At 41.0% G+C, this 23789-nt stretch carries 21 protein-coding genes; 9 read left to right on the top strand and 12 right to left on the bottom strand.

What is annotated here, in order from left to right; translation table 11 throughout:
• Window positions 1-61: 61 nt before the first annotated feature.
• The 6 genes from BUA59_RS01635 to nagB form a co-directional block, all read right to left on the bottom strand.
• Window positions 62-634: a fasciclin domain-containing protein gene (locus BUA59_RS01635; protein WP_139248821.1), complete on the bottom strand. Its 573-nt coding sequence runs from the start codon at window positions 632-634 to the stop codon at window positions 62-64.
• A gap of 105 nt (window positions 635-739) precedes the next feature.
• The gene (gene msrB / locus BUA59_RS01630; RefSeq protein WP_072837968.1) at window positions 740-1228 is read right to left on the bottom strand and encodes a peptide-methionine (R)-S-oxide reductase MsrB; all 489 of its coding nucleotides are present in this window, start codon (window positions 1226-1228) and stop codon (window positions 740-742) included.
• Window positions 1229-1459: 231 nt separating this feature from the next.
• Window positions 1460-1669, bottom strand: a complete 210-nt coding sequence (locus BUA59_RS01625) for a cold-shock protein (RefSeq protein WP_012069364.1) — start codon at window positions 1667-1669, stop codon at window positions 1460-1462.
• Window positions 1670-1880: 211 nt separating this feature from the next.
• Window positions 1881-3041, bottom strand: coding sequence for an N-acetylglucosamine-6-phosphate deacetylase (nagA, locus tag BUA59_RS01620; protein ID WP_084122079.1), 1161 nt, complete (start codon window positions 3039-3041; stop codon window positions 1881-1883).
• Window positions 3038-3919 (bottom strand): glucosamine kinase nucleotide-binding domain-containing protein, encoded by an 882-nt coding sequence (locus tag BUA59_RS01615; RefSeq protein WP_072837967.1) that lies wholly within the window; start codon window positions 3917-3919, stop codon window positions 3038-3040. Before BUA59_RS01615 ends, nagA begins: the two co-directional genes overlap by 4 nt.
• Window positions 3916-4716, bottom strand: a complete 801-nt coding sequence (gene nagB, locus BUA59_RS01610) for a glucosamine-6-phosphate deaminase (RefSeq protein WP_072837966.1) — start codon at window positions 4714-4716, stop codon at window positions 3916-3918. Before nagB ends, BUA59_RS01615 begins: the two co-directional genes overlap by 4 nt.
• Before the next feature lie 279 nt (window positions 4717-4995).
• On the opposite strand from nagB, the gene BUA59_RS01605 reads away from it, so the two are divergent.
• The 5 genes from BUA59_RS01605 to BUA59_RS01585 all read left to right on the top strand — a co-directional run bounded on the left by BUA59_RS01605 (window position 4996) and on the right by BUA59_RS01585 (window position 10150).
• On the top strand, window positions 4996-6279 hold the full coding sequence (locus tag BUA59_RS01605; RefSeq protein WP_072837965.1) for an ABC transporter substrate-binding protein: 1284 nt from the start codon (window positions 4996-4998) through the stop codon (window positions 6277-6279).
• Between the two features lie 85 nt (window positions 6280-6364).
• Complete coding sequence (locus tag BUA59_RS01600) at window positions 6365-7300, top strand: carbohydrate ABC transporter permease (RefSeq protein ID WP_072837964.1); 936 nt, start codon at window positions 6365-6367, stop codon at window positions 7298-7300.
• Between the two features lie 10 nt (window positions 7301-7310).
• Complete coding sequence (locus BUA59_RS01595; protein ID WP_072837963.1) at window positions 7311-8174, top strand: carbohydrate ABC transporter permease; 864 nt, start codon at window positions 7311-7313, stop codon at window positions 8172-8174.
• Between the two features lie 34 nt (window positions 8175-8208).
• Complete coding sequence (locus tag BUA59_RS01590) at window positions 8209-9324, top strand: ABC transporter ATP-binding protein (protein ID WP_072837962.1); 1116 nt, start codon at window positions 8209-8211, stop codon at window positions 9322-9324.
• 70 nt (window positions 9325-9394) lie between these two features.
• Window positions 9395-10150 (top strand): GntR family transcriptional regulator, encoded by a 756-nt coding sequence (locus BUA59_RS01585; RefSeq protein WP_072837961.1) that lies wholly within the window; start codon window positions 9395-9397, stop codon window positions 10148-10150.
• A gap of 98 nt (window positions 10151-10248) precedes the next feature.
• Here the strand turns inward: BUA59_RS01585 and BUA59_RS01580 are convergent, their stop codons facing one another.
• The 5 genes from BUA59_RS01580 to BUA59_RS01560 are packed head-to-tail and all read right to left on the bottom strand — an operon-like array spanning window position 10249 to window position 17003.
• A complete protein-coding gene (locus BUA59_RS01580) occupies window positions 10249-11577 on the bottom strand; it encodes a DUF3422 family protein (RefSeq protein ID WP_072837960.1) in 1329 nt (442 codons plus the stop codon).
• A gap of 39 nt (window positions 11578-11616) precedes the next feature.
• On the bottom strand, window positions 11617-12543 hold the full coding sequence (locus BUA59_RS01575) for a GGDEF domain-containing response regulator (RefSeq protein WP_072837959.1): 927 nt from the start codon (window positions 12541-12543) through the stop codon (window positions 11617-11619).
• A gap of 5 nt (window positions 12544-12548) precedes the next feature.
• Window positions 12549-14918, bottom strand: coding sequence for a PAS domain-containing hybrid sensor histidine kinase/response regulator (locus BUA59_RS01570; protein WP_072837958.1), 2370 nt, complete (start codon window positions 14916-14918; stop codon window positions 12549-12551).
• Window positions 14919-14950: 32 nt separating this feature from the next.
• Window positions 14951-15727 (bottom strand): avidin/streptavidin family protein, encoded by a 777-nt coding sequence (locus tag BUA59_RS01565; RefSeq protein WP_072837957.1) that lies wholly within the window; start codon window positions 15725-15727, stop codon window positions 14951-14953.
• Between the two features lie 55 nt (window positions 15728-15782).
• On the bottom strand, window positions 15783-17003 hold the full coding sequence (locus BUA59_RS01560; RefSeq protein ID WP_072837956.1) for a pepsin-like aspartic protease: 1221 nt from the start codon (window positions 17001-17003) through the stop codon (window positions 15783-15785).
• Window positions 17004-17195: 192 nt separating this feature from the next.
• Between BUA59_RS01560 and BUA59_RS01555 the strand changes: the two genes are divergently transcribed.
• Window positions 17196-17645: a hypothetical protein gene (locus BUA59_RS01555; protein WP_139248820.1), complete on the top strand. Its 450-nt coding sequence runs from the start codon at window positions 17196-17198 to the stop codon at window positions 17643-17645.
• Between the two features lie 19 nt (window positions 17646-17664).
• Here the strand turns inward: BUA59_RS01555 and BUA59_RS01550 are convergent, their stop codons facing one another.
• Window positions 17665-18213: a lipocalin family protein gene (locus tag BUA59_RS01550; RefSeq protein WP_072837954.1), complete on the bottom strand. Its 549-nt coding sequence runs from the start codon at window positions 18211-18213 to the stop codon at window positions 17665-17667.
• Window positions 18214-18312: 99 nt separating this feature from the next.
• Here BUA59_RS01550 and BUA59_RS01545 point away from each other — a divergent pair, with 99 nt between their 5' ends.
• The 3 genes from BUA59_RS01545 to BUA59_RS01535 all read left to right on the top strand — a co-directional run bounded on the left by BUA59_RS01545 (window position 18313) and on the right by BUA59_RS01535 (window position 23231).
• Window positions 18313-19779, top strand: a complete 1467-nt coding sequence (locus BUA59_RS01545) for a glycosyl hydrolase family 79 N-terminal domain-containing protein (RefSeq protein ID WP_072837953.1) — start codon at window positions 18313-18315, stop codon at window positions 19777-19779.
• Window positions 19780-20022: 243 nt separating this feature from the next.
• Window positions 20023-21633 (top strand): ATP-binding cassette domain-containing protein, encoded by a 1611-nt coding sequence (locus BUA59_RS01540; protein WP_072837952.1) that lies wholly within the window; start codon window positions 20023-20025, stop codon window positions 21631-21633.
• Window positions 21630-23231 carry an ATP-binding cassette domain-containing protein gene (locus BUA59_RS01535; protein ID WP_072837951.1) on the top strand — a complete coding sequence of 534 codons (1602 nt, stop codon included), beginning with the start codon at window positions 21630-21632 and terminating at the stop codon, window positions 23229-23231. The genes BUA59_RS01540 and BUA59_RS01535 overlap by 4 nt, the downstream gene beginning before the upstream one ends.
• Window positions 23232-23789 lie beyond the last annotated feature (558 nt).

Raw genomic sequence — 23789 nt, 5'->3', positions numbered from 1 at the left:
AACAATAGAAGCTAAGCCTTTTTTAAACTAATGCAACACGCAGTCACACTAGAATGTTGGATTATTGCTTAGGCAAAAGCACGGTATCAACAACATGAATCACGCCATTTGATTGCTTAACGTCAGCAATAGTCACGTGAGAAACACGGCCATTTTCGTCTTCAAGCATAATTTTATCGCCCATGTATGTGGCCATTAAAGTACATCCGCCAACAGTAGGAACTGGGTGTTTACCCATATCATTGTCGATCATAGTTTTGATCGCACCAGACAATGCATCGGCTTTTACAACGTGACAAGCTAAGACTTTAGTTAAAGCGGCTTTGTTTTCAGGTTTTAAAAGATCTGCTACTGCACCTTCAGGTAATTTATCAAACGCAGCATTTGTTGGAGCAAACACAGTAAAAGGGCCTGGGCCTTGAAGGGTATCAACCAAGCCTGCGGCCTTAACAGCTGCGACTAAAGTGGTATGATCTTTTGAGTTAACGGCATTTTCAATGATGTTTTTGCTCGCATACATCGAAGCGCCACCCACCATTGGATTAGCGGATTCATCAGTTGATTTCATACCACCAGAAGAACAGCCGGCAAGAGTCACAATTGTTGCAGCAGAAACAAGACTTAATAATTTCATTGTTATTCTCCAGTTTGTTTATCCATAACAATTCGCCATGGTTATAAAGAGATACGGAGCGAATTAAAAATGGTTTCAAGTTTTTCAAAATAACGTTAAAGATATCTAAGCTGGCTGAAACACCAAAGAAATACCATTTAAACAATGACGCAAGCCTGTTGGTTGCGGGCCATCATCAAATATATGACCTAAATGACTCCCACATCGACGACAATGAACTTCTGTTCGCTTCATAAAAAAGCCATTATCCTCTTTCGTTCCAACAGCATCTGGTAAACTTTGATAAAAACTTGGCCACCCCGTGCCACTTTCATATTTAGTATTACTAGGATAAAGAGGAAGATCGCAGCCCTTGCAAAGATACGTACCCTCTCGCTTTTCACCCAGTAAAGGACTGCTACCAGCACGCTCCGTTTTCTCTTCTCTCATTACTTGGTATTCAAAATCGCTTAGCTTTGCGTGCCACTGCTTCTTGCTGAGTACCACCTCAAAATCTTCATCAGAGGTTGAACTGGCAGCCATAACAGGCGCACTAAAGGAATTAGCACCACCAATCACACAAGCGGTTGTTACGAGAAAGTTTCGACGATTCATAGCATCTTTCCTTATTAGTCTTAGGTTGTTGCAATATGGCTACAACGCAACAGATATTAATAAGTACGTAAAAAACTAAAGAATAGTTTCAATATTATAGGCACATGGCTCAATTAGAAGTACAAAGGGAAGGTTAGAATTCTCCAACGAAAAAGGAATATATTTTTTAAACGCAAAAAAAAGGGTAAGTTCCGAAGAACTTACCCTTTCTTAAATATTCTTAGTAGCTAATTAAAGTACTGTAATATTTTCTGCTTGAGGACCTTTTTGGCCAGCAGTAACAACGAATTCTACTTGTTGGCCTTCAGCCAAAGTTTTGAATCCTGAGCTAGCAATAGCGCTGAAATGTGCGAACACATCAGGGCCAGACTCTTGCTCAATAAAACCAAAACCTTTAATTTCGTTGAACCACTTAACGGTTCCTTTAACTGTATTAGACATAAATAATCACCTGAGTTTGAATGGCCTTTTTGGGGCCGGTTTTGCAAAAAAATAGACTTGTACTTAGAAACTTTCAGACGAGGATTTTATGAATAAAACAACGTATTGCAGAGTTAATAATTTAGACTTCTTTCTAGCTTGTGCCGCCATAGTATAGAGATACGCTTTGGATAGATAGCTTTATTCCAACTTATTTAAAATAAGTTGTTACCTACCCCCACACTTTCCGCCCATCGATCCATGTTGATTGCACAAAAAAATCTTCACTTAATGCTACAAGGCTAGCTCGGTATCCCGCTTTAATACGACCAAAATGATGCTCTATTCCTAAAAACTCAGCAGGCCTTAAAGACGCCATTTGCAAGGCTTCTGCAGGTGTTCGGCCAATTAAAGAAATAGTATTACGTACGGCGGTTGCCATATCTAAATCGGAGCCAGCTAACGTGCCATCTTCGGTGGTGACTTTACCTTCGCTGCGCAGTACTTTTTTACCTAAAAATGGCATTTCTTTTTCATCTGACCCCACACTCTGAATAGCATCGGTTACTAAAAGCATATGCTCACAGCCTTTTGCGGCAATAGCGACTCGCATACTGGCAGGATGAACATGATAGCCATCGGCAATTAAACCGCACCAAGTTGGTTTGTCGGTTTGTAATGCCGCCCCAACCACACCCGGTTCACGACTTACCAAGGGTGTCATGGCATTAAACAAATGCGTAAAACCGCGAGCACCACTCATCACAGCTTGCCTTGCTTGATCATAACTCGCCGCAGAATGACCAATACAAACAATAGCCCCTTCGGAAACTAACCATTCGATAAAGCCTTCTGGCACTTGCTCTGGTGCTAATGTCAGCATAAGTTTTCCGCTGCGGCTCACTTCTAGCAATGTCGCTAATTTGCCTTCTGTGGGTTTACGCAGCTTAGATTCATTATGAACGCCTCTACGAATGGGATTGAGATAAGGACCTTCATAATGCATTCCTAAGATCCCTGCCATGTTCTGCTTGAGTGCTTGGCAAACCGTTTGATGAGCTTGCGACATGATCTCGTAATCATCCGATATCAATGTCGGCATCATCGCAACCGTACCGAATTGAGCATGCACAGCAACCATACGCTCCAATGCTTCGATAGTCGGTGTATGGTTAAACAATGCACCACCACCGCCATTAACATGAACATCAATAAACCCAGGCGCCAGAAAATCAACAACTTCCATGTGGCCTGCTTGTGCATCCGAAATACCTTCTATAGACACAACGGACTCAATAATTTGGCCTTTTAAGGTCACTTTTTGATTCGTTAACCAGTTTTCGCCATCGAACAGACGTTTAGCAAATATAGTTTTCATCATATGTTCCTTCATATTGCCTTCCTTCCTATCTGAGCTTTGGCCATCAAAATCGCGCCCGCCATGGCATCGCCTTCTGGCTGGCAAAAGTATGTCGAAAATCGCTCCGGCAAATACGCTAAAATGGCTTCGGACACGCCACCAACTAAAACTATCTTCTGCGCGCCTTTGGTGATCAAAGCGTCTAAATATAGACTTACCCATTCTACTTGCTGCTGGATGATTTTTAACGCGATAGGATCTTTTTGCTGAGCAAACTGAAACACTTGAACAGCAAAAGCCCCGTATTCTTTCGGAAGTGGCACACGATTTTGATACAATACATATTCTTCCGCAGAGAGAGAAAACTCAGCATTAATACTGTCAGTAAAAGGTGTCGATGGTGAAATACCATCTAACGCAGCTAACGAATACTCAAGTGCAGATAGGCCAATACGTGCCCCACTACCTTGATCAGATAACGGAAAACCCCAACCCCCAACAATGCTAAACCTTTCATTTTTATAAACCACACCACAGCTGCCAGTGCCCAATATCAATAACGCGCCATCTTCACCGTTAAACGCCCCCAAACAAGCCGCATGCGCATCGGTTAATAAGTAGCGTTGCCCAAAAGGGGATTTTTGAGAAATCACCTGTTCTTGTTCTAACGGCTGATTGGCACCCGCCAAGCCTAAACCTAACGTGATTTTTGAATAGGCTTCGGGAAGAATATTGCCTTGATAGCATGCTTCAAGACAGGCATTAATAATATTCTGCCATGCCGCTTCTATCCCTATTCTTGGATTACCCGAGCCACCTACGGCCTCACCCAATACATTACCATCACTATCAACCAAGCGGGCTCGACAGAAGGTTCCTCCTCCGTCCACTCCTATATATAAGCCGCTCATGATACATTCCCCTCATGTAATTGTTGTCGTTTTTGTTCACACCATTGGTAGTACTCTTTTAGAGCTAATAAGCTAGCCGCCTCTTCATCCAATACTATGGTTGCAGTTTCATGTAGCTGCAGTGCCGACGCTGGACACATAGCAGAAAGCGGTCCTTCTATCATGGCTTTTACCGCCTCTGCTTTCGCTTTTCCGGTTGCCATTAATAACACTGCTCGACTATCCAAAATAGTACCAATTCCCATGGTGAGCGCTAAATGGGGCTGAAACTCTCCGTCTTTGAAAAAACGTTTATTCGCTACAACAGTGGATTCAGACAAGGTTTTTATACGAGTTCGTGAGGCAAAGCTGGAGGTGGGTTCATTAAAGCCAATATGACCATTTAAACCAATACCCAAAATCTGCAAATCAATACCACCAGCTTGCTGAATACTTGCTTCATAATCCTGTGCGCTTTTCTTTAAGGTGCCTGCATCTTGGCTTTCGGCCAATGGAACATGCGTGTTCGTAGCAATGATATCAATAGCATCAAACAGATGCCGATTCATAAAAGTGCGATAGCTCTGCTCATGAGAGTCGGCAATACCAATATATTCGTCCAAGTTAAAACTGGTCGTGTGACGAAACGATACTTGCTTAGATTGATAACGCCCCACCAGCTCTTTGTACAAAGCGATGGGCGTCGAGCCAGTCGCCAACCCTAAAACGGGATTCGTTCTGGCATCAATCACATCTACAACACAATCAGCCGCATACAAGGCCACGTCACGTGCAGATGGGAGAATGATAACTTGCATAAGAACCCTCTTTACTAACCAGAATTAATATAGAACCAATATAGAACCAATTAAAGCGTAAGATCAATTTATTTTCCACAATTCTGTCATATTTATTTGCTTGAACGAATAATTGGTGCTAATTTTTAAAACTTAGCAATACCTAAAAAATACCAATATAGTTTTAACGGAAATTATTTTACGGTGTTACGAAAGCTGTAGCAGTACAAAAGGTCTACGAAAAAACCTAATAAAAAAAGCAATCACATCACAATTGGAAAACACAATCGGAGAGTACTCATGTTCAATGTTCGTTCCGCTTCACCTGAAACAAAAATGGCAACAAAACTTACTTGCCTAGCCGCCATCCTGCTTAGCAGCACTGGCATAGCGCAAGCTGCGAACGGTTTGTCGATAGAAAGTTGGCGCAGTGATGATGCTAATATCTGGTCTGATGTCATCATTCCAGCTTTCAACAAAAGCCATCCAGATACAAAAGTAAACTTTGCCCCAACCCCTCCAACGGAATACAACTCAGCCTTACAAGCAAAATTAAAAGCAGGTTCTGCTGGCGATTTAATCACTTGTCGTCCATTCGATACGGCATTAGATCTTTATAAAGACGGTTATCTTGCCAACTTAAATGATCTAAACGGTCTAAAGCAATTCTCTGACGTGGCGAAAAGCGCATGGGTCACGGACGATGGTAAAGACCAATTCTGTATGCCTGTTGCTTCGGTTATTCATGGCTTTGTTTACAACAAAGAAATTTTTAAAGAACTGAATTTATCCGTGCCTAAAACTCGCGATGAGTTCTTCAAAACCCTTGATACCATCAAATCAGAAAGTCGCTATATACCGTTAGCAATGGGAACCGCTGATCAATGGGAAGCCGCAACAATGGGATTCCAAAATATTGGACCGAACTATTGGGAAGGTGAAAAAGGCCGTAAAGCACTACTAAGCGGTAAAGAAAAATTAACCGACAAAGCTTACGTAGATACTTGGAAAGAACTTGCCCAGTGGAAACCGTATCTAGGTCGAGGATTTGAAGCGCAGAAATATTCTGACTCACAGAATCTTTTCACATTAGGTCGTGCTGCCATCTACCCAGCGGGCTCTTGGGATATTCAGACGTTCAACAATCAAGCGGATTTTGAATTTGGTGCGTTTCCACCTCCAGTGGCAAAATCAGAAGACACTTGTTACATCAGTGATCATACCGATATGGGTATTGGCATCAATGCAAGTTCGACTAATAAAGAAGCCGCTAAAATCTTCTTAAATTGGATGGCAAGTAAAGAGTTCGCCACACTTTATGCGAATGCGGTACCGGGCTTCTTCCCATTGTCTGATCATCAAATTGACATCAAAGATCCTGTGGCGCAAGAGTTTATGAGCTGGCGTCAGCAATGCGAATCGACCATTCGTAACTCTTATCAAATCCTGTCTCGTGGAACACCAAACCTAGAGAACCAACTTTGGAACGTGAGCGCTCAGGTAATCAATGGCACCATGACACCAGAAGCCGCCGCCAAAGAAACACAGGAAGGCTTGGAGCAATGGTACAAACCTCAGCAATAAACTAAACCATTAAAAGGTCGTCGATTAGGGCGACCTTTTAACTAAATGAAATTTATCTAGATAGCACGTTACATTGAGATAAACTATGACTCCATCCAACCAACATGACGAAAAGAAACCGTTCCCATGGCACTTGGTATTTTTCCTCGGGCCGGGATTGCTTATTTACGTTGTTTTCAGTGTTTACCCCTTGCTCGATACACTTGTCTTAAGTTTATTCAACGAGCAACAAGGGCAAAGTAGCTTTGTCGGTCTGCAGAATTTTATCACCTTGGTAACAGACGAAACTTGGTCACAGGCTTTTTGGAACGCACTGGGCAATAACTTCAAATTTTTCGCGATTCATATGCTTGTACAAAACCCGATTGGTTTGCTTCTCGCGGTTTTATTGAGCTCGCCAAAGCTACGTTTATCCGGTACTTACCGAACACTTATCTTTATGCCTACCATGCTTTCTGTAGTAATTATTGGTTTCGTTTGGCAGCTGCTGTTAAGTCCTATTTGGGGCATTTCTGAAAACTTTCTTTACAGTATTGGTCTTGGTCAATACTTCGATGCTTGGCTTGGTAAGGAAAGTAGCGCACTAATCACTTTAGCTTTTATATCAGTCTGGCAGTTTGTCGGTATTCCGATGATGTTGATTTACGCCACCTTGCTAAATATTCCTGATGACATTGTCGATGCCAGTGTGGTTGATGGCGCGAATTCATTTCAAACCTTTTGGCACATTAAATTACCGTTAATTTTGCCAACTATCGCCATGGTATCAATTTTAACCTTTGTGGCGAATTTCAATGCATTTGAACTGATATATGCGGTAAAAGGCGCCCTTGCCGGCCCAGATTTTTCGACCGATTTAATGGGAACTTTCTTCTACCGAACATTTTTTGGCTTCCAGCTACAACAAGGTAGCGCATCCATGGGTGCTGCGGTGGCAACACTGATGTTTTTGATCATTTTGGTGGGCGTCATGCTGTTCTTATTCTTTATTCAACGCCGCATTCAGCGATTCCAATTTTAAGGAGGCCATGATGAAACTATTAAACCGCTTTATTCCCTCCTCTGGAATGAGACAGGTGCCCAAAAGTGTCACGGTACACGCTGTGTTATTGGCCTATACCGTGATTGCTCTGTTCCCAATTATTGTCGTTGTGATCAATGCCTTTAAAGAACGTCGTGCAATTTTCCGCGATCCACTCGACTTACCAGACAGTGATTCCTTTACCTTGGTAGGATTCCAGCAAGTGTTATTGAGATCAGACTTCGGTTTGTATTCTTGGAACAGTTTGGTCGTCACTATCTTGGCAGTAGGTTTGGTGCTTTTACTTGGCGCGATGGCCGCTTGGGCTCTGACGGAATACAAATTTAAGGGCAACTTGCTGATTACCTTTTTGTTTGCCATGGGCATCATGATTCCAATACGTCTTGGCACGGTAAGTATTTTGAGTCTGATGGTCAATCTGGATCTTGTGAATACGCTTACTGCGCTAGTTTTGGTGTACATAGCCCAAGGATTACCTCTTGCAGTATACATATTATCGGAGTTTGTACGCACCATTCCAAAGGAACTCACCGAAGCTGCTCGTTGCGATTCGGTTAGTGAATACAAGATTTTCTTTTGTGTCATCTTGCCACTACTGAAACCTGCGATGGCGACCGTTGCCGTATTCACCATGATTCCGATTTGGAATGATTTATGGTTCCCACTGATACTCGCGCCGGGTGAAGAGACTCGCACTATAACACTTGGCGTACAGCAGTTTGTTGGTCAATACGTCACTGACTGGAACTCGGTTTTGTCAGCGCTAACCTTGGCGATCGTTCCTGTACTGATCCTATACACCATTTTCTCAAGACAATTGATCCGCGGCTTAACCAGCGGAGCGGTCAAATAATATTTTATATCTTTGACCGTTGGAGGTTTATTTCATGGCTAGTGTAAAACTTAACAATATTAAAAAGCGCTTTGGCGATGTGGACGTACTGCATGGCATCGACCTTGATATCAAAGACGGCGAGTTTGTCGTGTTGATCGGCGAATCTGGTTGCGGTAAATCAACCTTATTACGTTTGCTATCTGGATTAGAAGACATCACCGAAGGCGATTTGTATATCGATGACGAGCGCGTCAATGGACGCTCTCCCGCCAAGCGCGGCATCGCTATGGTGTTTCAATCTTATGCTTTGTACCCTCATATGAACGTGTTTAAAAACATGGCATTTGGCTTAAAAATCTCAGGAAAAGACAAAGCGTTTGTGAACAACAAGGTTATGGAAGCGGCGAAGAAGCTGAAGATTGATCACTTATTGGAGCGATTACCGAGAGAATTGTCTGGTGGTCAACGCCAGCGCGTTGCTATAGGTCGTGCCATTGTACGCGATCCAAAAGTCTTCTTATTTGATGAGCCTTTATCTAACTTAGACGCCTCACTACGAGTTCAAACACGAGTCGAACTTGGTAAGCTTCATCAGGAACTAAAAGCCACGGTGGTTTATGTTACTCACGATCAAGTAGAAGCCATGACATTGGGCGATAAAATCGTCGTGATGAACAAAGGCCGTGTCGAACAAGTTGGCGCACCGTTGGATTTGTATCACCATCCAAAAACACAATTTGTCGCTGGCTTTATTGGTTCACCTAAAATGAATTTTTTGAAAGCGAAGATCAGTCAATCCGGCGCTGAAAACACGCAACTTGTGCTAGAATCTGGCCGCGTTATTGAAGCCTCGGTCGATACTTCGTCTTTAAATCAGGGCGATATAGTACAACTAGGCATGCGACCAGAACACATGGCGCTAAACTGCGAAAGCAACATCGTAGAAGGCAAAGTCACTCTCATTGAACACCTTGGTGAACTATCTTATTTATATGTCGATATCGGTCAGGAAGGTGAAATGGTGCTTAAGGTGGATGGTGACAACCAACACCAAGCAGGTGATAAAATTACCTTTGGTATTCAACCTAATCGCTTGTATTTATTTGATCACCAAGGCAAGGCTTTAACGAGAGTAAACGCGCATACGTCAGCGGCTATTCTCCTTTAGAACTGACATACTTAGCTCTTCGAAAAAACGAGTACGAATACGGGAACCCCTTCCCGTTCAGGACACTGATATGAACCAAAATCGGGTTAATGAGTTATTTGGCGCGGCCCAAGCATTGAGAGAAAAAGGCATTCCTCTTTATATGCAGGTAAAAAAAGCCATTTTAGCGTCTATTTCTGCAGGTCGAGTACTTGGTGGAGACACGCTTCCACCAGAGCGTGATCTGGCCAAGTATCTTGATGTTTCACGCGTCACCGTGCGCCGAGCCATCGACGAGTTGGTAAAAGAAGACGTATTGACGCAACGTCAAGGCGCAGGAACTTTTGTGAGTGAAAGGGTTGAACAACCGCTGAACCACTTGCGTAGCTTTACCGAAGTCATGGAAGCACGTGGCAAAACCATTACGTCCAAATGGCTAGATCGCTCTTTGGGTATGCCTCATGAGGATGAATGCAAAGCACTTAAACTGTCAGCAGAGCAAGAAGTGGTACGCTTTTATCGTTTGCGTTATGCCGATGGCAAGCCAATGGCGCTTGAGCTGGCGACAATTCCAAGCCGTTACATTCTCAACCCTTTTGCGATGGAAGGATCATTGTACGATTTGCTGGAACAACAAGGCTGCCGCCCTGTTCGTGCGTTTCAGCGTCTTCGCGCCATTAGCATTGATGAACAAAGAGCTCATCTACTCGACATCCCAGCACTTAGCGCTGTACTTTACATTGAACGTACCGCTGTAACACAAGATGGTACGCCCATTGAGTTTACGCGCTCATGGTTCCCTGGGGATTCTTACGACTTCGTTGCAGAGATTCATAATACAGTTTGATAAAGACCCTAATAAAACAAACCTCTAATCACAAAAAAGGCTTTCTACGGTAACAATAGAAAGCCTTTTTTATGTGTGTTTGAAAAACAAAACAACGACTACTTTTCTTCTTTGGCCTTAGCCAGCAACAAAAAGCGTTTATGTATTTTTCGCGTCGCTAACCATACACTGCCAACAACAATAGGCACGGACAAGCCAATCACTAGGCTTTTATCAAAATGGACACCTTTGTCGTAAACCGCCTCAATCAAGAACTTCAATAAACCCACGCTATAGTAACTGATCGCAGCAACAGACAAGCCTTCGACCGTATGCTGCATGGCAAGTTGAATTTTTGAACGACGATCCATGGAAGTGAGCAATTGTTGATTCTGAGATTGAATCGACATCTCTACTTGAGTACGCATCATATCCGACACTCTGTCGATACGAGTCGAAAGGCTTTCTAAATGGTTGCCAGCTGTATTACAGGTCCTCACTGCAGGTGTTAAACGACGAGTCATGAATTCGGTAATGGTTAAATGACCGGATACTTCGTCTTCTTTTAGCTCATTTAAACGTTTTAAAACTAATTCGTGATAAGCCCTTGTGGCACTGAATCGAAATGAGGTTTTTGATCGTGTGGCTTCAACCCAAGCGGCCATGTCTATTAGTTCGCTCAACAAGGCCTGCTCATCAAGTGGTTCTGTCGCATCAGACAAGCTGGCGGTGGTTTGAGCTAACTCTTCGTCCATGGCAACAAGTTCTGCGTTGTATTTACGTGCCATGGGTAACGCTAATAACGCCATCAAACGGTAGGTTTCTATCTCGACTACGCGCTGAACCATACGGCCCAGTTGGCTATCACTCATGCGTTTGTTGTAAATGAGAAAACGACCACAGCCATCACTGTGCAACTGAAAAGTGGTCCAAACCTGAGCATCGCCATTTTGAGGACGACTACCGACTAAACGCATGCCCTCAAAATGGCTTTTTACTAGAGCGAGATCTGGTTCAGGAATGGTTCGAGCATCTTCAACGGCCACATGAAACGCCGCAATAACAATACCAGGAATTTTAGATAACCAATCAATTGGCAAACAAACCAAAGCATTTTGATCGAAAAAACCTAGGTTAGGATCAATCTGCGAATGAGTAATCATGTAAGAAGTAAATTCAAGATGCTTATCACGACGTATTTTAAAGTCGCCAAAATCTACTTCAAAGCACACGCCATCATCTTGTGGTGGCACACCATTAAAATGATTATAAAGTGAACAAAAATGTTCAAACTCTGCTTGCTTCTGATCTGAACCGACAATAACCGCGAGATAACTGATTCGGGCTGGACTGGGCAGCACCTGAAAAGGGCGTGAATGTAGCTCTGCATACAGTGCATCTCGTAATGGATGCATCTCTAACCCGTATGAGTTATTAACCTTGTTCATTACAAACCTTATAATAAGAGTGACTTAAAAAAACAAACATCACTCAGCTATTGTGTGCGGATTACTCGGTAATTTCCATAATATTTTATTTTTACCGCTTTTTTTCGCGAGCCCCAGCATCTCATCTGCTGTATTAAAAAGGTCATCGCTGCTGCAGCTTAGATTAGGTAATTTTGTGGTCCCCCCCACACTGACAGTTACCTTACCGCTAAAATCTTCATGACTGTAAGCTAAATTTAGGGCCTCAACTCCTTGCATACAAAGACGAGCAACCTCAGCAGCATCTTCTTGAGTATGGTCAGGTAGCAAAATAACAAACTCTTCACCACCATATCTTGCAACGAGTCCTTTATCTAAAGCTTGCTTAGCTAATACCATTGCGACTTGTTGAAGCACTTTGTCACCAGTAGCATGTCCGTAACAATCGTTATATTGCTTGAAATTATCTATATCAATGACGAGCAAAGAAAGACATCCTTGATGAGTAATGGCTCTTTGCCATTCTTGCTCAATAACATCTTGATACTTACGACGATTGGCAAGTGATGTTAAAGGGTCAATATTGGCTAGTTTTTCTAACATTTGACGCTGTTTTACAAGCTGCAAATGAAGGCGAACGCGAGCCTGTACTATATTGGTATGTAGTGGTTTTTGAATATAGTCGCTGGCACCCATTAATAAAGCTTTTTCTTCATGACTCGAGTCATTTAAAGCAGTAATAAAAATAACGGGGATGGCACTTGTACGCACATCATGACGAAGGCGAGCCATGGTTTCAAAACCATCCATTTCTGGCATTACAACATCTAATAAAATCAAATCTGGCTTATATTCTATAGCCTTTCTAATACCCTGCTCACCGCTTTTTGCTAGCATAATGCTAACCTCATCACTGAGTATATCGCTGATTATTTTCAGGTTGATTTTTTCGTCATCAATGACTAAAACACTTTGCACTTCTGTCATCGTCTCTAATCACCTTGGAGCTCTAAAACAAGCTGAGACGCTTTAACAGCAGCCGTCTCAAACTCAATATTTTTAACATCATAAATTAAATTTTCGATATCCAGAACGTACTTGCTACCGCGAACCATTTTGCGCAGTAAACTGAAATGATTTTCTACAAAAAAATCTGACTTTTTTAATAGAGGTACTATTTTTTTCAATTTATTCACTAAATCACTTTCGCTAAACCCTTCTATATCTTCACTTGATTTAATTAAAGAAAAATAGGGCATTAAAATACATTTCAATTTATCAACTAACACCTTAACCATTCCCACAAGATGGATAATTAGCTCAGAACAAAAAGCCCCATTTTTAATATTGCCTTCTAATTCAGTACAAAACACTGATATATTTAACGCCCCTATGTAAGCAGCATTAGATTTTAATGAGTGAATAACCCCATCTAAATCAATACCAATACATTCAGCCAAAGAAAAATCTTTGTATCTATTATAAAAAGACGATATTAAATCAAGATATAAGTCTTTTTTTCCACTAAGATTTTTTATCGCTTTATCTATATCCAATGTATCTATTGAGTACAAATTAGACAACACCTCAGAATGCAGTGCGTCTTGTTCATGCATCACAAACCCCTTCATTTGCAAGGAGTTATGATGCTTATTTGTAGCTAGGTGTTTTTGTAAAATTTTGTATAAATCAAACTTTTTAATTGGCTTATCTAAATGCGCATTCATACCAGCGTGTGCTGACTGCTTTTTTGCTTCATCAGAGACATGAGCTGTCATTGCAATTATAGGAATATTACCATAAAGAGAGGATTGTCTAATTTTTTTAGAAGCGGTTAACCCATCCATAATCGGCATTTGAATATCCATCAAAACCAAATCGTATTTCTTGTTTTCTAATTTATTAATAGCCTCTTCACCATTACCAACAACATCCACCTTTATCAAGGTATCATCTAAATACCCCAAAATAACCTTTTGATTAATAAGATTATCTTCTGCCAGAAGAATGTTATATTGAGAAAAATTCGGGATGCTTTTATTTTCTCTACATTCTTCTTTTAACACTTTTTCATTTAAGGTACTTTCATTTAAAAGCAATAAATCAGGGGCGATATTAAGAGGGAGAACAAAACTAAAAGTAGAACCTTGCCCTAATTCACTGTGTACCCAAATATCACCGTTCATCAACGAGCAGAGTTGGCGAGAGATAGTTAAGCCTAAACCGGTTCCACCAAACTTGCGAGTAACACTATCGTCAGCCTGATGAAATGATTGAAATAGTTGATCCAAATACACTTTCGATATCCCAATACCTGTGTCAATTACATCGCACCTTATTAGAACACCTTTATCATTATTTTCATCAGCATACATGCGTACACAAACACCACCACGTTCGGTGAACTTAACAGCATTGGTAACTAGATTGACCAACACTTGCTGTATACGTAATGGGTCACCTAATAGCATGGGCGGCAACGATGGAGAAATATCGACCGTCACTGCCAATTTTTTTTCTTCAGCTTTGATAGCATTCATATTGATCGCATGCTGGACAATCAATTTAGGGGAAAAAGGCACTTTTTCTATCCCCATTTCCCCCGCCTCAATCTTCGAAAAATCCAATACATCATTAACGAGACTAAGTAGGTTTTCACCGGACGATAAAATGGTGTTGATATAGTCTTTTTGCTCATGATTTAAAGACGTTTTTAAAGTCAGGTGGCTTAATCCAATCACAGCATTAATTGGGGTGCGTATTTCATGGCTCATTCTGGCAACAAAGGAAGACTTTGCCTCCAATGACTCTTCTACTATGCGTTTCGCATTTTCTAATTCTTTGGTTCGCTCTTGTACCTTACGATCCAATTCTTGGTTGATCGTTTCCAGTGCGGTGCTGTATTCCAGAAGTTTTTCATTAGCTTTTAATGCAACGGTTTCGGCCTCTTTTATTTTCGTAATATCACGACTTACGCCACATACAAAAATCGGCTTACCTAATGAATCAAAAATAGGGACAAACAAGGTATCAAAATAAATCTGACTACCGTCACCTCGCATACCAGCTTGTTCGATAGAAACAGGTTTTCCACCCTGCAATACTTGACGATAGGTAGCATAGACTTGCTCTGCCATTTCGTCACCAAACTGCACTCGTAAGTTAAGGCGATGTATCTCTGCTCCCTTTTCAAGACCCATTACTGCCTTAGACGCTGGGTTATTGTCGTATAAAGAAAACTCATCACCATCTTCTACTGCCATGATGAACATTAAATCGGCAGAATAACGCCACATTTGTAGAAAACAATCGATTATAGTTTGATCATGCTCTTCTTTATTGAATGCATTACCTAAGCTCATTTGTTTTCCCTCACAATTTGATCATGACTCAACTATGATTTTTTCGTTAATTCCCAGTTTTCAGAGTTTGCCTGAAAGTAGGCTGACTCAGCCTTTGTGGAGTTAGCCAACCAACGAGAAAGAATCAAAGTATTAGCGTCTTGGCTTATACGACCGATAAGTGATATCGGTTGATATGTATTTAGCATATATCCACTTAAGCTAACACTCTGTAATATATTGTTATTATCTAAGGTATCTGTGAAACCAAGCATGCTTATTAGTTCACCTTCATATGCTAACCAGCCGTTAACAACCCCATATTCTTTATCCTGCAAAAATACCGTTAGCTGAATACTTTTTTCTTGGTTTACCCACACGCCATTAATAGAATTAGCAAATTTTGCTTTTTTCTGAGCCATAGGCTCAATGTTTTTTGTCTTGATTTCATTAGAGCTAGAATATTTCGTGAAGATCAACTTGTCGATGTAATCTCCTGGAACAAAAGCTTGATATTTAGTTGTCGTTACCAATGAGTTCATTACCGTAATTTGGCCATCACTATCAAGCTGGCCACAGTAGGTAGAAACCCAGTGAGAGCCATCGTCAGGTTCTTCACCACCAATTGAACGCCAATAAATAGACAGAACTAATGGTTGCCCAGCATCATTAGTAGGGTAACTTGGCCGACAATATCCAATCACAAGATAAGTACCAGTAGAGCCAGTATGAGATCCGTACTCTCCAAAAATAAAACCATCTTCATCGACTTCTAACGTCATCGTTGAGCCATAGCTATTTTCCCATGAGCCATTCAACATCAAAGACATGCATTACTCCTTTATGGTTTAAACATTTTTATCTGTTCACTAAAATTGGTAGACATTAATTGAAAATACGTGCTGGCTTATTTTGAGTTGTCGTAATCACTTTGGGCCCCTCTTCTTTATTGAATATCCACATGCCAACAGGAATAACGCAATTCTCGCCTTCACGTTGAACTACTCTAAATTCATACACCGTATACAAATAATCCATCAATACAGAACCTACCAACGCGATATAATCAGCATTTTCCATTGGTTGAAATTGCGTAATAACTTCTCCTTTATTCTCACCAGCCTCAATCAATACATCGTACATGCTAGAGGTAACCACCAACTTTCCAATATTTCCAGAATCCGTTTCTCCGATCTCAATCACCAGATTTTCTTTTGTTTTAGATGCTATGTTGTAAAGCGTAGCCATTACATCCAAGTCGCCTTTGAACTGAGATGAGCCAGAATCCAAAGCAAGAAAGTATGGCGTGCTAGTAATTGATTCAGGTGAAATAAGCTGAGTATCACCAATAGATAAAGATGTGATCTTGCTGGTCCATAAATAAGGTGCACTGTATTTATCCCAAGGCAAAAATAGATACTCCCTGTTCTCTCGGTAATCTTTATTCAGCTGACCAAATTCCACTTGACCGCTCTTGTTATCGATATCTGTTAGAAATGTTACATAAGGACGTTTCGAACTAACCACTCCTTGATCAAGCAAACTCTGAAAGAAATGAAATGATGCCGGTTCAGTTTTATTACTCGGTGTTATGCCTCGAAAAGACCGATAAACAAAAAGAGAATCTGACAATTCCGTTGTACTAGGAATACCGATGCCGCCATCCCAATCAAGCTCTCGAAACTGAATACCTTGATAAGACTGCGCTAAATACACATCTGACAGCAAAGACACAGAACCACTTGTTGATTGTCCCAAGGCTTCAGGTGTTAAGGTAAAAACATCCTTGCCCGTTTTTACCTTCATATTTCCCCATGACCCAAAATTAACCTCAGTTGTCTGCTGGTTAACCCAAGAAAAACTGGATGATATTTGATAAGCAAACTCTTGATCACCATAATGATGACAAGTATCTGCTTTGCATAAACTAGATGTCACCCAGATAAAGTCACTGCCGGTATCAAAAGAAAACTTCAATGTTTGCTCTGGCGTGCCAACTCCAACATAAGCATACCAAGGTGACGCACCATTATTCTGAAAAGGCCCTCGATCAAGAGAGATAGAAACCCCCTTCCCCTCACCTATTACTGATAACAATTTTTCCATACTTCCTCCAGAAAAACACAGTGTATAATTAAGCGTAATTACGATGAACGTACACAAAATGTGTAACGAAAAACAAACAGGATCTACAACCTAATGCACATTTCGACCATTAAATACGGAGTTCTTTTACTAGGATGCTCTTTTGTAAGTCTAGTACATAGCAGTGATTTAATAGCCTTCGGAAAAGAGTGCTTGGCAAAAGAAGAGCGCTTGAATAAAGCAAAAAATAGATTAGAAGTGCTATCGCTACAGTCTGAAAGAACACAAAGGAAAAATAGCCAATCGATAAATTACTTAGATCGCTATCAAACCGAGAAAGCCCAGCTCGAAACATCAATGATAGAATGTGCTGAAACCACACCGAATAGCGCATACTGCCATCAAATTCGACACAAATATAATGAATTAACGTATCTGATTCAGCGAGTAAAAGCAGAAGCCATGGATAATAATTTTGGCGATAATGACGCAACAATCAATTATGAGATAACAAGAAACAATTTCAATCAACGCTATGACGACTTTCTCGCCTTATGTCGAGACTCCAATGTGCACTATGCTCTTATTCAAAGCCCCACAGCTTACACTGAAGTTTGCTCAACTCCTGAAGCAAAAGAGTCGATTACTTGCTCTCTTTTCTAAAATTGTAACGCAGGAAAAGCTAACTGGCTGGCACATTGCTACTTTGAACTACGTTAACCAATTTATCCATAGGGAAGCCTAATGCTTCCGCTTTGGCTAATAATCGACGTTTAACGTCTTCAGGCATAGTTGGAGTGCGAGACAATAACCAGAAATAGTCTCGGCTAGGCCCAGATATCATGGCGTATTGATAGTTTTTTTGATCCAGCTCAAAAATCACATAGGCACCATAAAACGGCCCAAAAAACGACACTTTTAGATGCCCAATATCCGACGAATTGACAAAATAAGCGCGGCCTTCAGCTTCTCGCCACTTTTTATCTTCCGCAGAATAACCACGGTTCAACACTGCGACGCCTCCATCATCACGCATAGAATAAGTCGCTGTGACATTAGACAAACCTTCTTCAAAAGCATGATCTTGACGCACAATTTCATACCAAGTGCCTAAATAACGCTCTACTTGAAATTGTGTTACGGGATCAATATTTTTTGGAGCACTAGTACAACCAGTTAATAAAGTGCAGCCTGCCAACAAAATCGTCATTATCCAAACCGGTACTTTCATCTTAGTGTCCTTTATAAAAAATCGGGGCATTTAGAGCATCATACAAATGTCACACTTTTATTGCAGTCTAGCAAAACCTTTTGTGAGAGAAGAAACCTCTTGTTTTATTCTAGATTGCAAAGACAACACAACATTCGCCAAAATAAATTGCTTGTCGTTAATCTTAACAGCACGACACCTGTTACAACCATAGACCCAAGATACTTATCTTTCTCGATTGATATATCCGTATTGGCTGGCGGTTTCTGGTGGGAAGGAAGTAAAGGCACGCAACGAGGACTTGGTACTCAACGGGTTGATCCTCTCAACTTACAACAGGAAAAACTCGATTTATTAGTTCAAGCACTCGGCCCCGCCTATATTCGAGTAGGCGGCTCTGAAGCGGATAAAGTACATTACTTTACGAGCGCTAACGTCCCAACTAATAGCAATTCAGACGCACTTACTGTCACCAAAGACATGTGGCACCAGCTTCATGACTTTTGCCAACGCAATGGTTTAGCCCTTATGTTTACCATGAAATATGGTCTGTTTGAACGACGTCAACAAGGCACATGGCAATCAACCGAAGTTAAAGAATTATTGGAATACAGCCACGTTCATGGGCAAAGTATCCATATTTGCGAACTGGGTAATGAGCTCAACGCCTATTGGGCATTTCATGGATTAACCTCACAACCTAGCGCGAAAAATCTCGCAAAAGACTATGACTCTTTTATTCGCTGCGTTCGACTGTACAGTCCCAATAGCAAAATCGCCGGCCCTGGCAGTGCATTCTGGCCGAGAATCGGCGAAGCCATCAAACCCCTTAGCAATATTTCCGCTCCATTTTTAGATAATCTAGAAGAACCTCTCGATATTGTTGATTGGCATTATTATCCATTTCAAAGCAGTCGTTCTCCGATCAAAACTCGCGCAGCAACAATCAAAAACATTCTATCGCCAAGCTCACTCATGGATTATGAGAGATATTCGAGACAACTGGAAAAGCTCCGTGATCAATATCAACCTAATGCTCAACTTTGGACCGGAGAAACTGGATCGGCTCAGTGCGGTGGGCAGGCCAAACTATCAGATCGTTTTATATCCTGTTTTTGGTGGGCTGATCAACTCGGCAGAGGCGCAAAAATAGGCCAAAAGGTCATGATACGACAAAGTCTAATCGGAGGTGACTACGCCCTTATTAATCGACAAACGTTAAAACCAAATCCAGATTATTGGGTCAGCTGGTTATGGGGGAAGCTCATAGGAGAACACGTTTTTGACGTGCAAAGTAACGACCCATTTGTGCAGATTTACTGCCATAGCGCAAAAAAAGAAGGCAAATGCACCCTACTCATTATCAATATGTCAGCCAATCCAAAAATTCTTCACTGCAATGGCTTTGGCTCAAAAAAGAAGCGCTTTGAAATTACCGCAGACTCCCTCACATCAAAAAAGATCCGCATCAACGGAGTCAAACCCAAATTTAAAAATGGAAAAATCAAACTTAGTGATTTCCCCAAGCTTTCTAAACTTAATCTAGTCAGCCCCTACAGCATTAATTTTTGGTGTTTTAGTGTGTAGTTTTTATCAACACACAAAACAAACACAATATTGATAACCATTATCAATAACACTATTATTAGTCATTATATAACCGATCTACTAATCAACAATCTCATAACAAAGAAAAAAAACATCTTCTTAGAATGCTGCTTAATCTTAATAATTTGGCACCAACATCAGCCAAACCTAAGATAACAGAGTTAATAAAGATAAGGTTGTAAACCTTATGAAACAACTAAATTATGGACAATTGAGGCTAACATGAGCAAACCAAACTTACGCTGTCTTATTACTAACCCATTGATAGGATTAACATTACAACCAGCATTGCCTAAGCTTCTTGCTGGGACGCTTTTATCATCCTTATCTGGCTTAGCCACGCTCGCAGCCTTTTGGTGCATGGTTCAATTGATTAGCGATATATCTGCTTATTGGGTTATTACTGCGATAATATTGTGGCTTTTAAGTGCTGCATTTTCAGCCTCAGCTTCATGGCTTGCACACGATGCCGAGGCCGCATTTTCAGGAAAGTTACGTCGTCAAGTTGCCAATCACCTTACTCGCTTACCTGCATCAACACTGTCTGGACAAGGTGACCAGAGCTTAAGAAGCCTTGTTTCAGATGATATTGCAAAATTACATCATATGGTGGCTCATTTACCTTCAGAAATTGCTAACTTAGCAGTCTTACCGCTAGCCTCTATTACTTTATTAATTAGCATGGTTGGTCCTGAAACACTCTGGGTGTTATTACCAGGCCTTATTGCCTCATTATATTATCTCGTAGTAGTACCACGCATTACTGCTCGCGATGGAGCTGCACGCATGAAGGTTATGGCTGAGGTGATATCTGCAGTTGACGATTACGCGCGCGGCATTAGAGTAAATAGAATATATGGGCGTCAATCTGGAGCTTTAGCCACTTATCATGATTCAGCGGAACGTTTTACTAACAGCATGGTTATGTGGGTAAGTAAAGTCGCAACATTTGCAGGGATTGCCGTAGCATTGCTACAAGCTGTCGCGACGTTTGCTATTGCCTATTTAGTGTCTTATGACCAAAACACTATAATATTAGCCGCAACATTATTTTTCAGCTTAGCAATTGTGACACCCGCTTTGCGTCTCGGACATGGACTTGATTATGTAAGTACGGGGAAATCAGCAATGGGGAGAATAATAAAGCTGCTGCAGACGCCTACATTACCAACAGGTCAATTAACACAGTTAGGTACTCCACCTATACTTACAATTAAAGATGCTGAATACTCTATAGGCAAAGTCAAGACTCTTGATAAACTAAACTATATTTTTGAACCCAGCACTATGACTGCAATCACTGGTCCAAGTGGTGCAGGAAAAACAACCCTCTTGCGCATTTTAGCAGGGCTTGAACCTCTGCAAAAAGGGCATATCCAGCTGGCCCAAACAGACATTTCTCAACTAGATGAACAAGTTCGACACGAAACCTTCCTACTCATACCGCAAGGTGCTGATGTACTACCCGCAACCGTAAAAGAAAATTTAAGATTATCAGCCCCAAATGCTACCGATGAACAACTAAAATCAGCCCTTATAACAGCACAGTTGGACATCGATTTAAATACAGTTGCTCAATTACTATCAGGTGGTGAGCGACAGAGAATAGGTATTGCAAGAGTATTTCTATCTCCAGCACCTGTGATATTACTTGATGAACCAACCAGCGCTTTAGATCAAATAAAGGCAACTAAATTAATTGAATCTCTAGAACACTTAGCTCGAAATCAAGACAAAACTATTATTATTGTTACGCACGATAAAGCCTTAGCAACCAAAGCAAGTGCTCACCTTGAATTGAAGCGTAAAACTACATCAGGAGAGTTATTATGAGCATTGCAGTAAACACACCAGACAAAAAAACAATCGCTATATTGCCACCCATCGCACGTAGGCGATTAATTACTGTTAGTATTGGCTGGATATTAGTAGCCGCATTAGAAGCAATTGCTTACACTATTTTGGCTCTTGGGATTATCAACTATTGGCCACCTAAATGGATTTTAATCAGCGCTGGCGCTGCTGTTTTCGCAACAGTTTTAGTGAACCGTTTAGGCTATTTAACAGGGGTTAGACTCGCTGGCGATTTATATGCAGCATTAGGGCAATCTCTTGCTCGTACTAAATTATCTTGGTTTACCAATGATCATCGAGCACAAATAGCCCACATTGCTGGGCAAGGTATTCCTGGATTTATGAGCATCCCAGCTCACCAACTCCAAAATTTTCTTCATGCACCATGCATTCCTCTATTTCTAATATTCGGTATATATGTTCTTGTGAGTCTAGATGTAGCCCTAGTTGCCGCCGCATTACTTACATTATCATTGATCACACAATTCTTATCTCAGAAAGCACTTGGACATGCAGATGCAAGGCGACATGATACAGAAGCAAAAACATCAGAAGCAACTATTGAATTAGTTGATCATATTGAGCTATTACGAACAGCAGCAGGACCCGTACGAACAATAGAACGAATTGAGCATCGCTGGAAAAATCAGGAAAAGGCGTTAATCAAAACTAATAAAGCGGCTGCTTTCGCCGTATTTATTTCTTCGTTAGCAAGCATAATGCCTATAGCAGGAATGGCTGCATATTTGATATTTACTGGATTTAATAGCCCTACAGCCATATTAGCACTCCTAATCATGATTAGCCGTGCCGCAGCCCCTCTTGGCGACTTGGCAACAGCAGGATTAAACATTAATGACCTACGAGCTTCATTAAATAATTATAAGGCCGCTACAAACACACCAATATTGCCCGAGCCTACTACTGCACAGGCAAACGTACAGCATGCATCAGATAACCACCATATTTCAGTTCAAGGTGTAAGCTATGCTCCTATGCTAAACAATATCAATATAAACATTTCGATTGGCAGCAGAGTATTAGTGACAGGTCCTAGTGGTAGCGGCAAGAGCACCCTACTTGAACTTCTAATGAGGTTTGATGATCCCACACAAGGTCATATTACAATTAATGGAATTAAACTAAATGAAATGACCTATGATGAACTGGCTTCTAATATCGCTTTTGTGCCACAGGATCCTATCGTATTTACAGGAACTTTAGCTGATAATATTCGCATTGGTAAGCCAGATGCTTCAGATAAAGAAATCGAAGATATTGCGAGAAAATCTACACTCAGCTCTATAATTGATCGTTCACCTGATGGCATACATCAATCAATTGGCCAGCAAGGTAGCGCGTTATCAGGAGGTGAACGCCAACGTGTAGCATTGGCTCGCGCCCTAATCAAAAACGCTCCCATCTTAATATTAGACGAAGCAACAGCTGCGCTAGATGAGGCAACAGAACAGGAAATTATTAACGTAATTCATGATCTATCTGCGACCATCATTTTTGTAACTCATAGAGACCCATCTATTTGGCAACCCACACAGTCTATTTATTTAAATAGTTAATGCCATTTATTCCATGAAAAAGCACTAATACTTTTTAAAAAACGCCTCTTTCAAGTGAAGAATACTTCTCATGATATTACGCTTATCAGCTTTGTTTGTGATGCTATGTATAGCATCACTTATGATTGGAGCCCAGCAATTGATACGACTAAACTAATGATTTGAGTTTCATTGACCACACTTCCATGAAGCTAGTACCAGCAGTAAAATGATATTTACTATTGCTTTTTGCTTTGCTACAAGCCTCATCTTCATTACCATCATTAACCGTATTGAATTCAAAAACACCTTACTCATCCCTGTATTAAGCCTAATGTATGGCAGCATATTGAGCTCAATAGCTGAGTTTTATGCCTATAAAAATAATATCCTCCAAAGCATGCAAGGATGGTTATTAGGTGACCGCACCAAACTCACTAAACTCAAAGTTATCAGTCCCTAGAGCATTATTTTTTAGTGTTTTACTGCATAAAAGCAGCGAAAGATTAAAAAATAAATACAAATGATTATCAATAGTATAAAAAACCCATTCTCATCTATATAATAACGCGTTCTTTT

The organism is Marinomonas polaris DSM 16579 (genome assembly GCF_900129155.1).
In the GTDB taxonomy this organism is placed as follows: domain Bacteria; phylum Pseudomonadota; class Gammaproteobacteria; order Pseudomonadales; family Marinomonadaceae; genus Marinomonas; species Marinomonas polaris.
The sequence above is the reverse complement of the archived record's forward strand: the minus strand, read 5'-3'. Positions and strand labels throughout refer to the sequence as shown.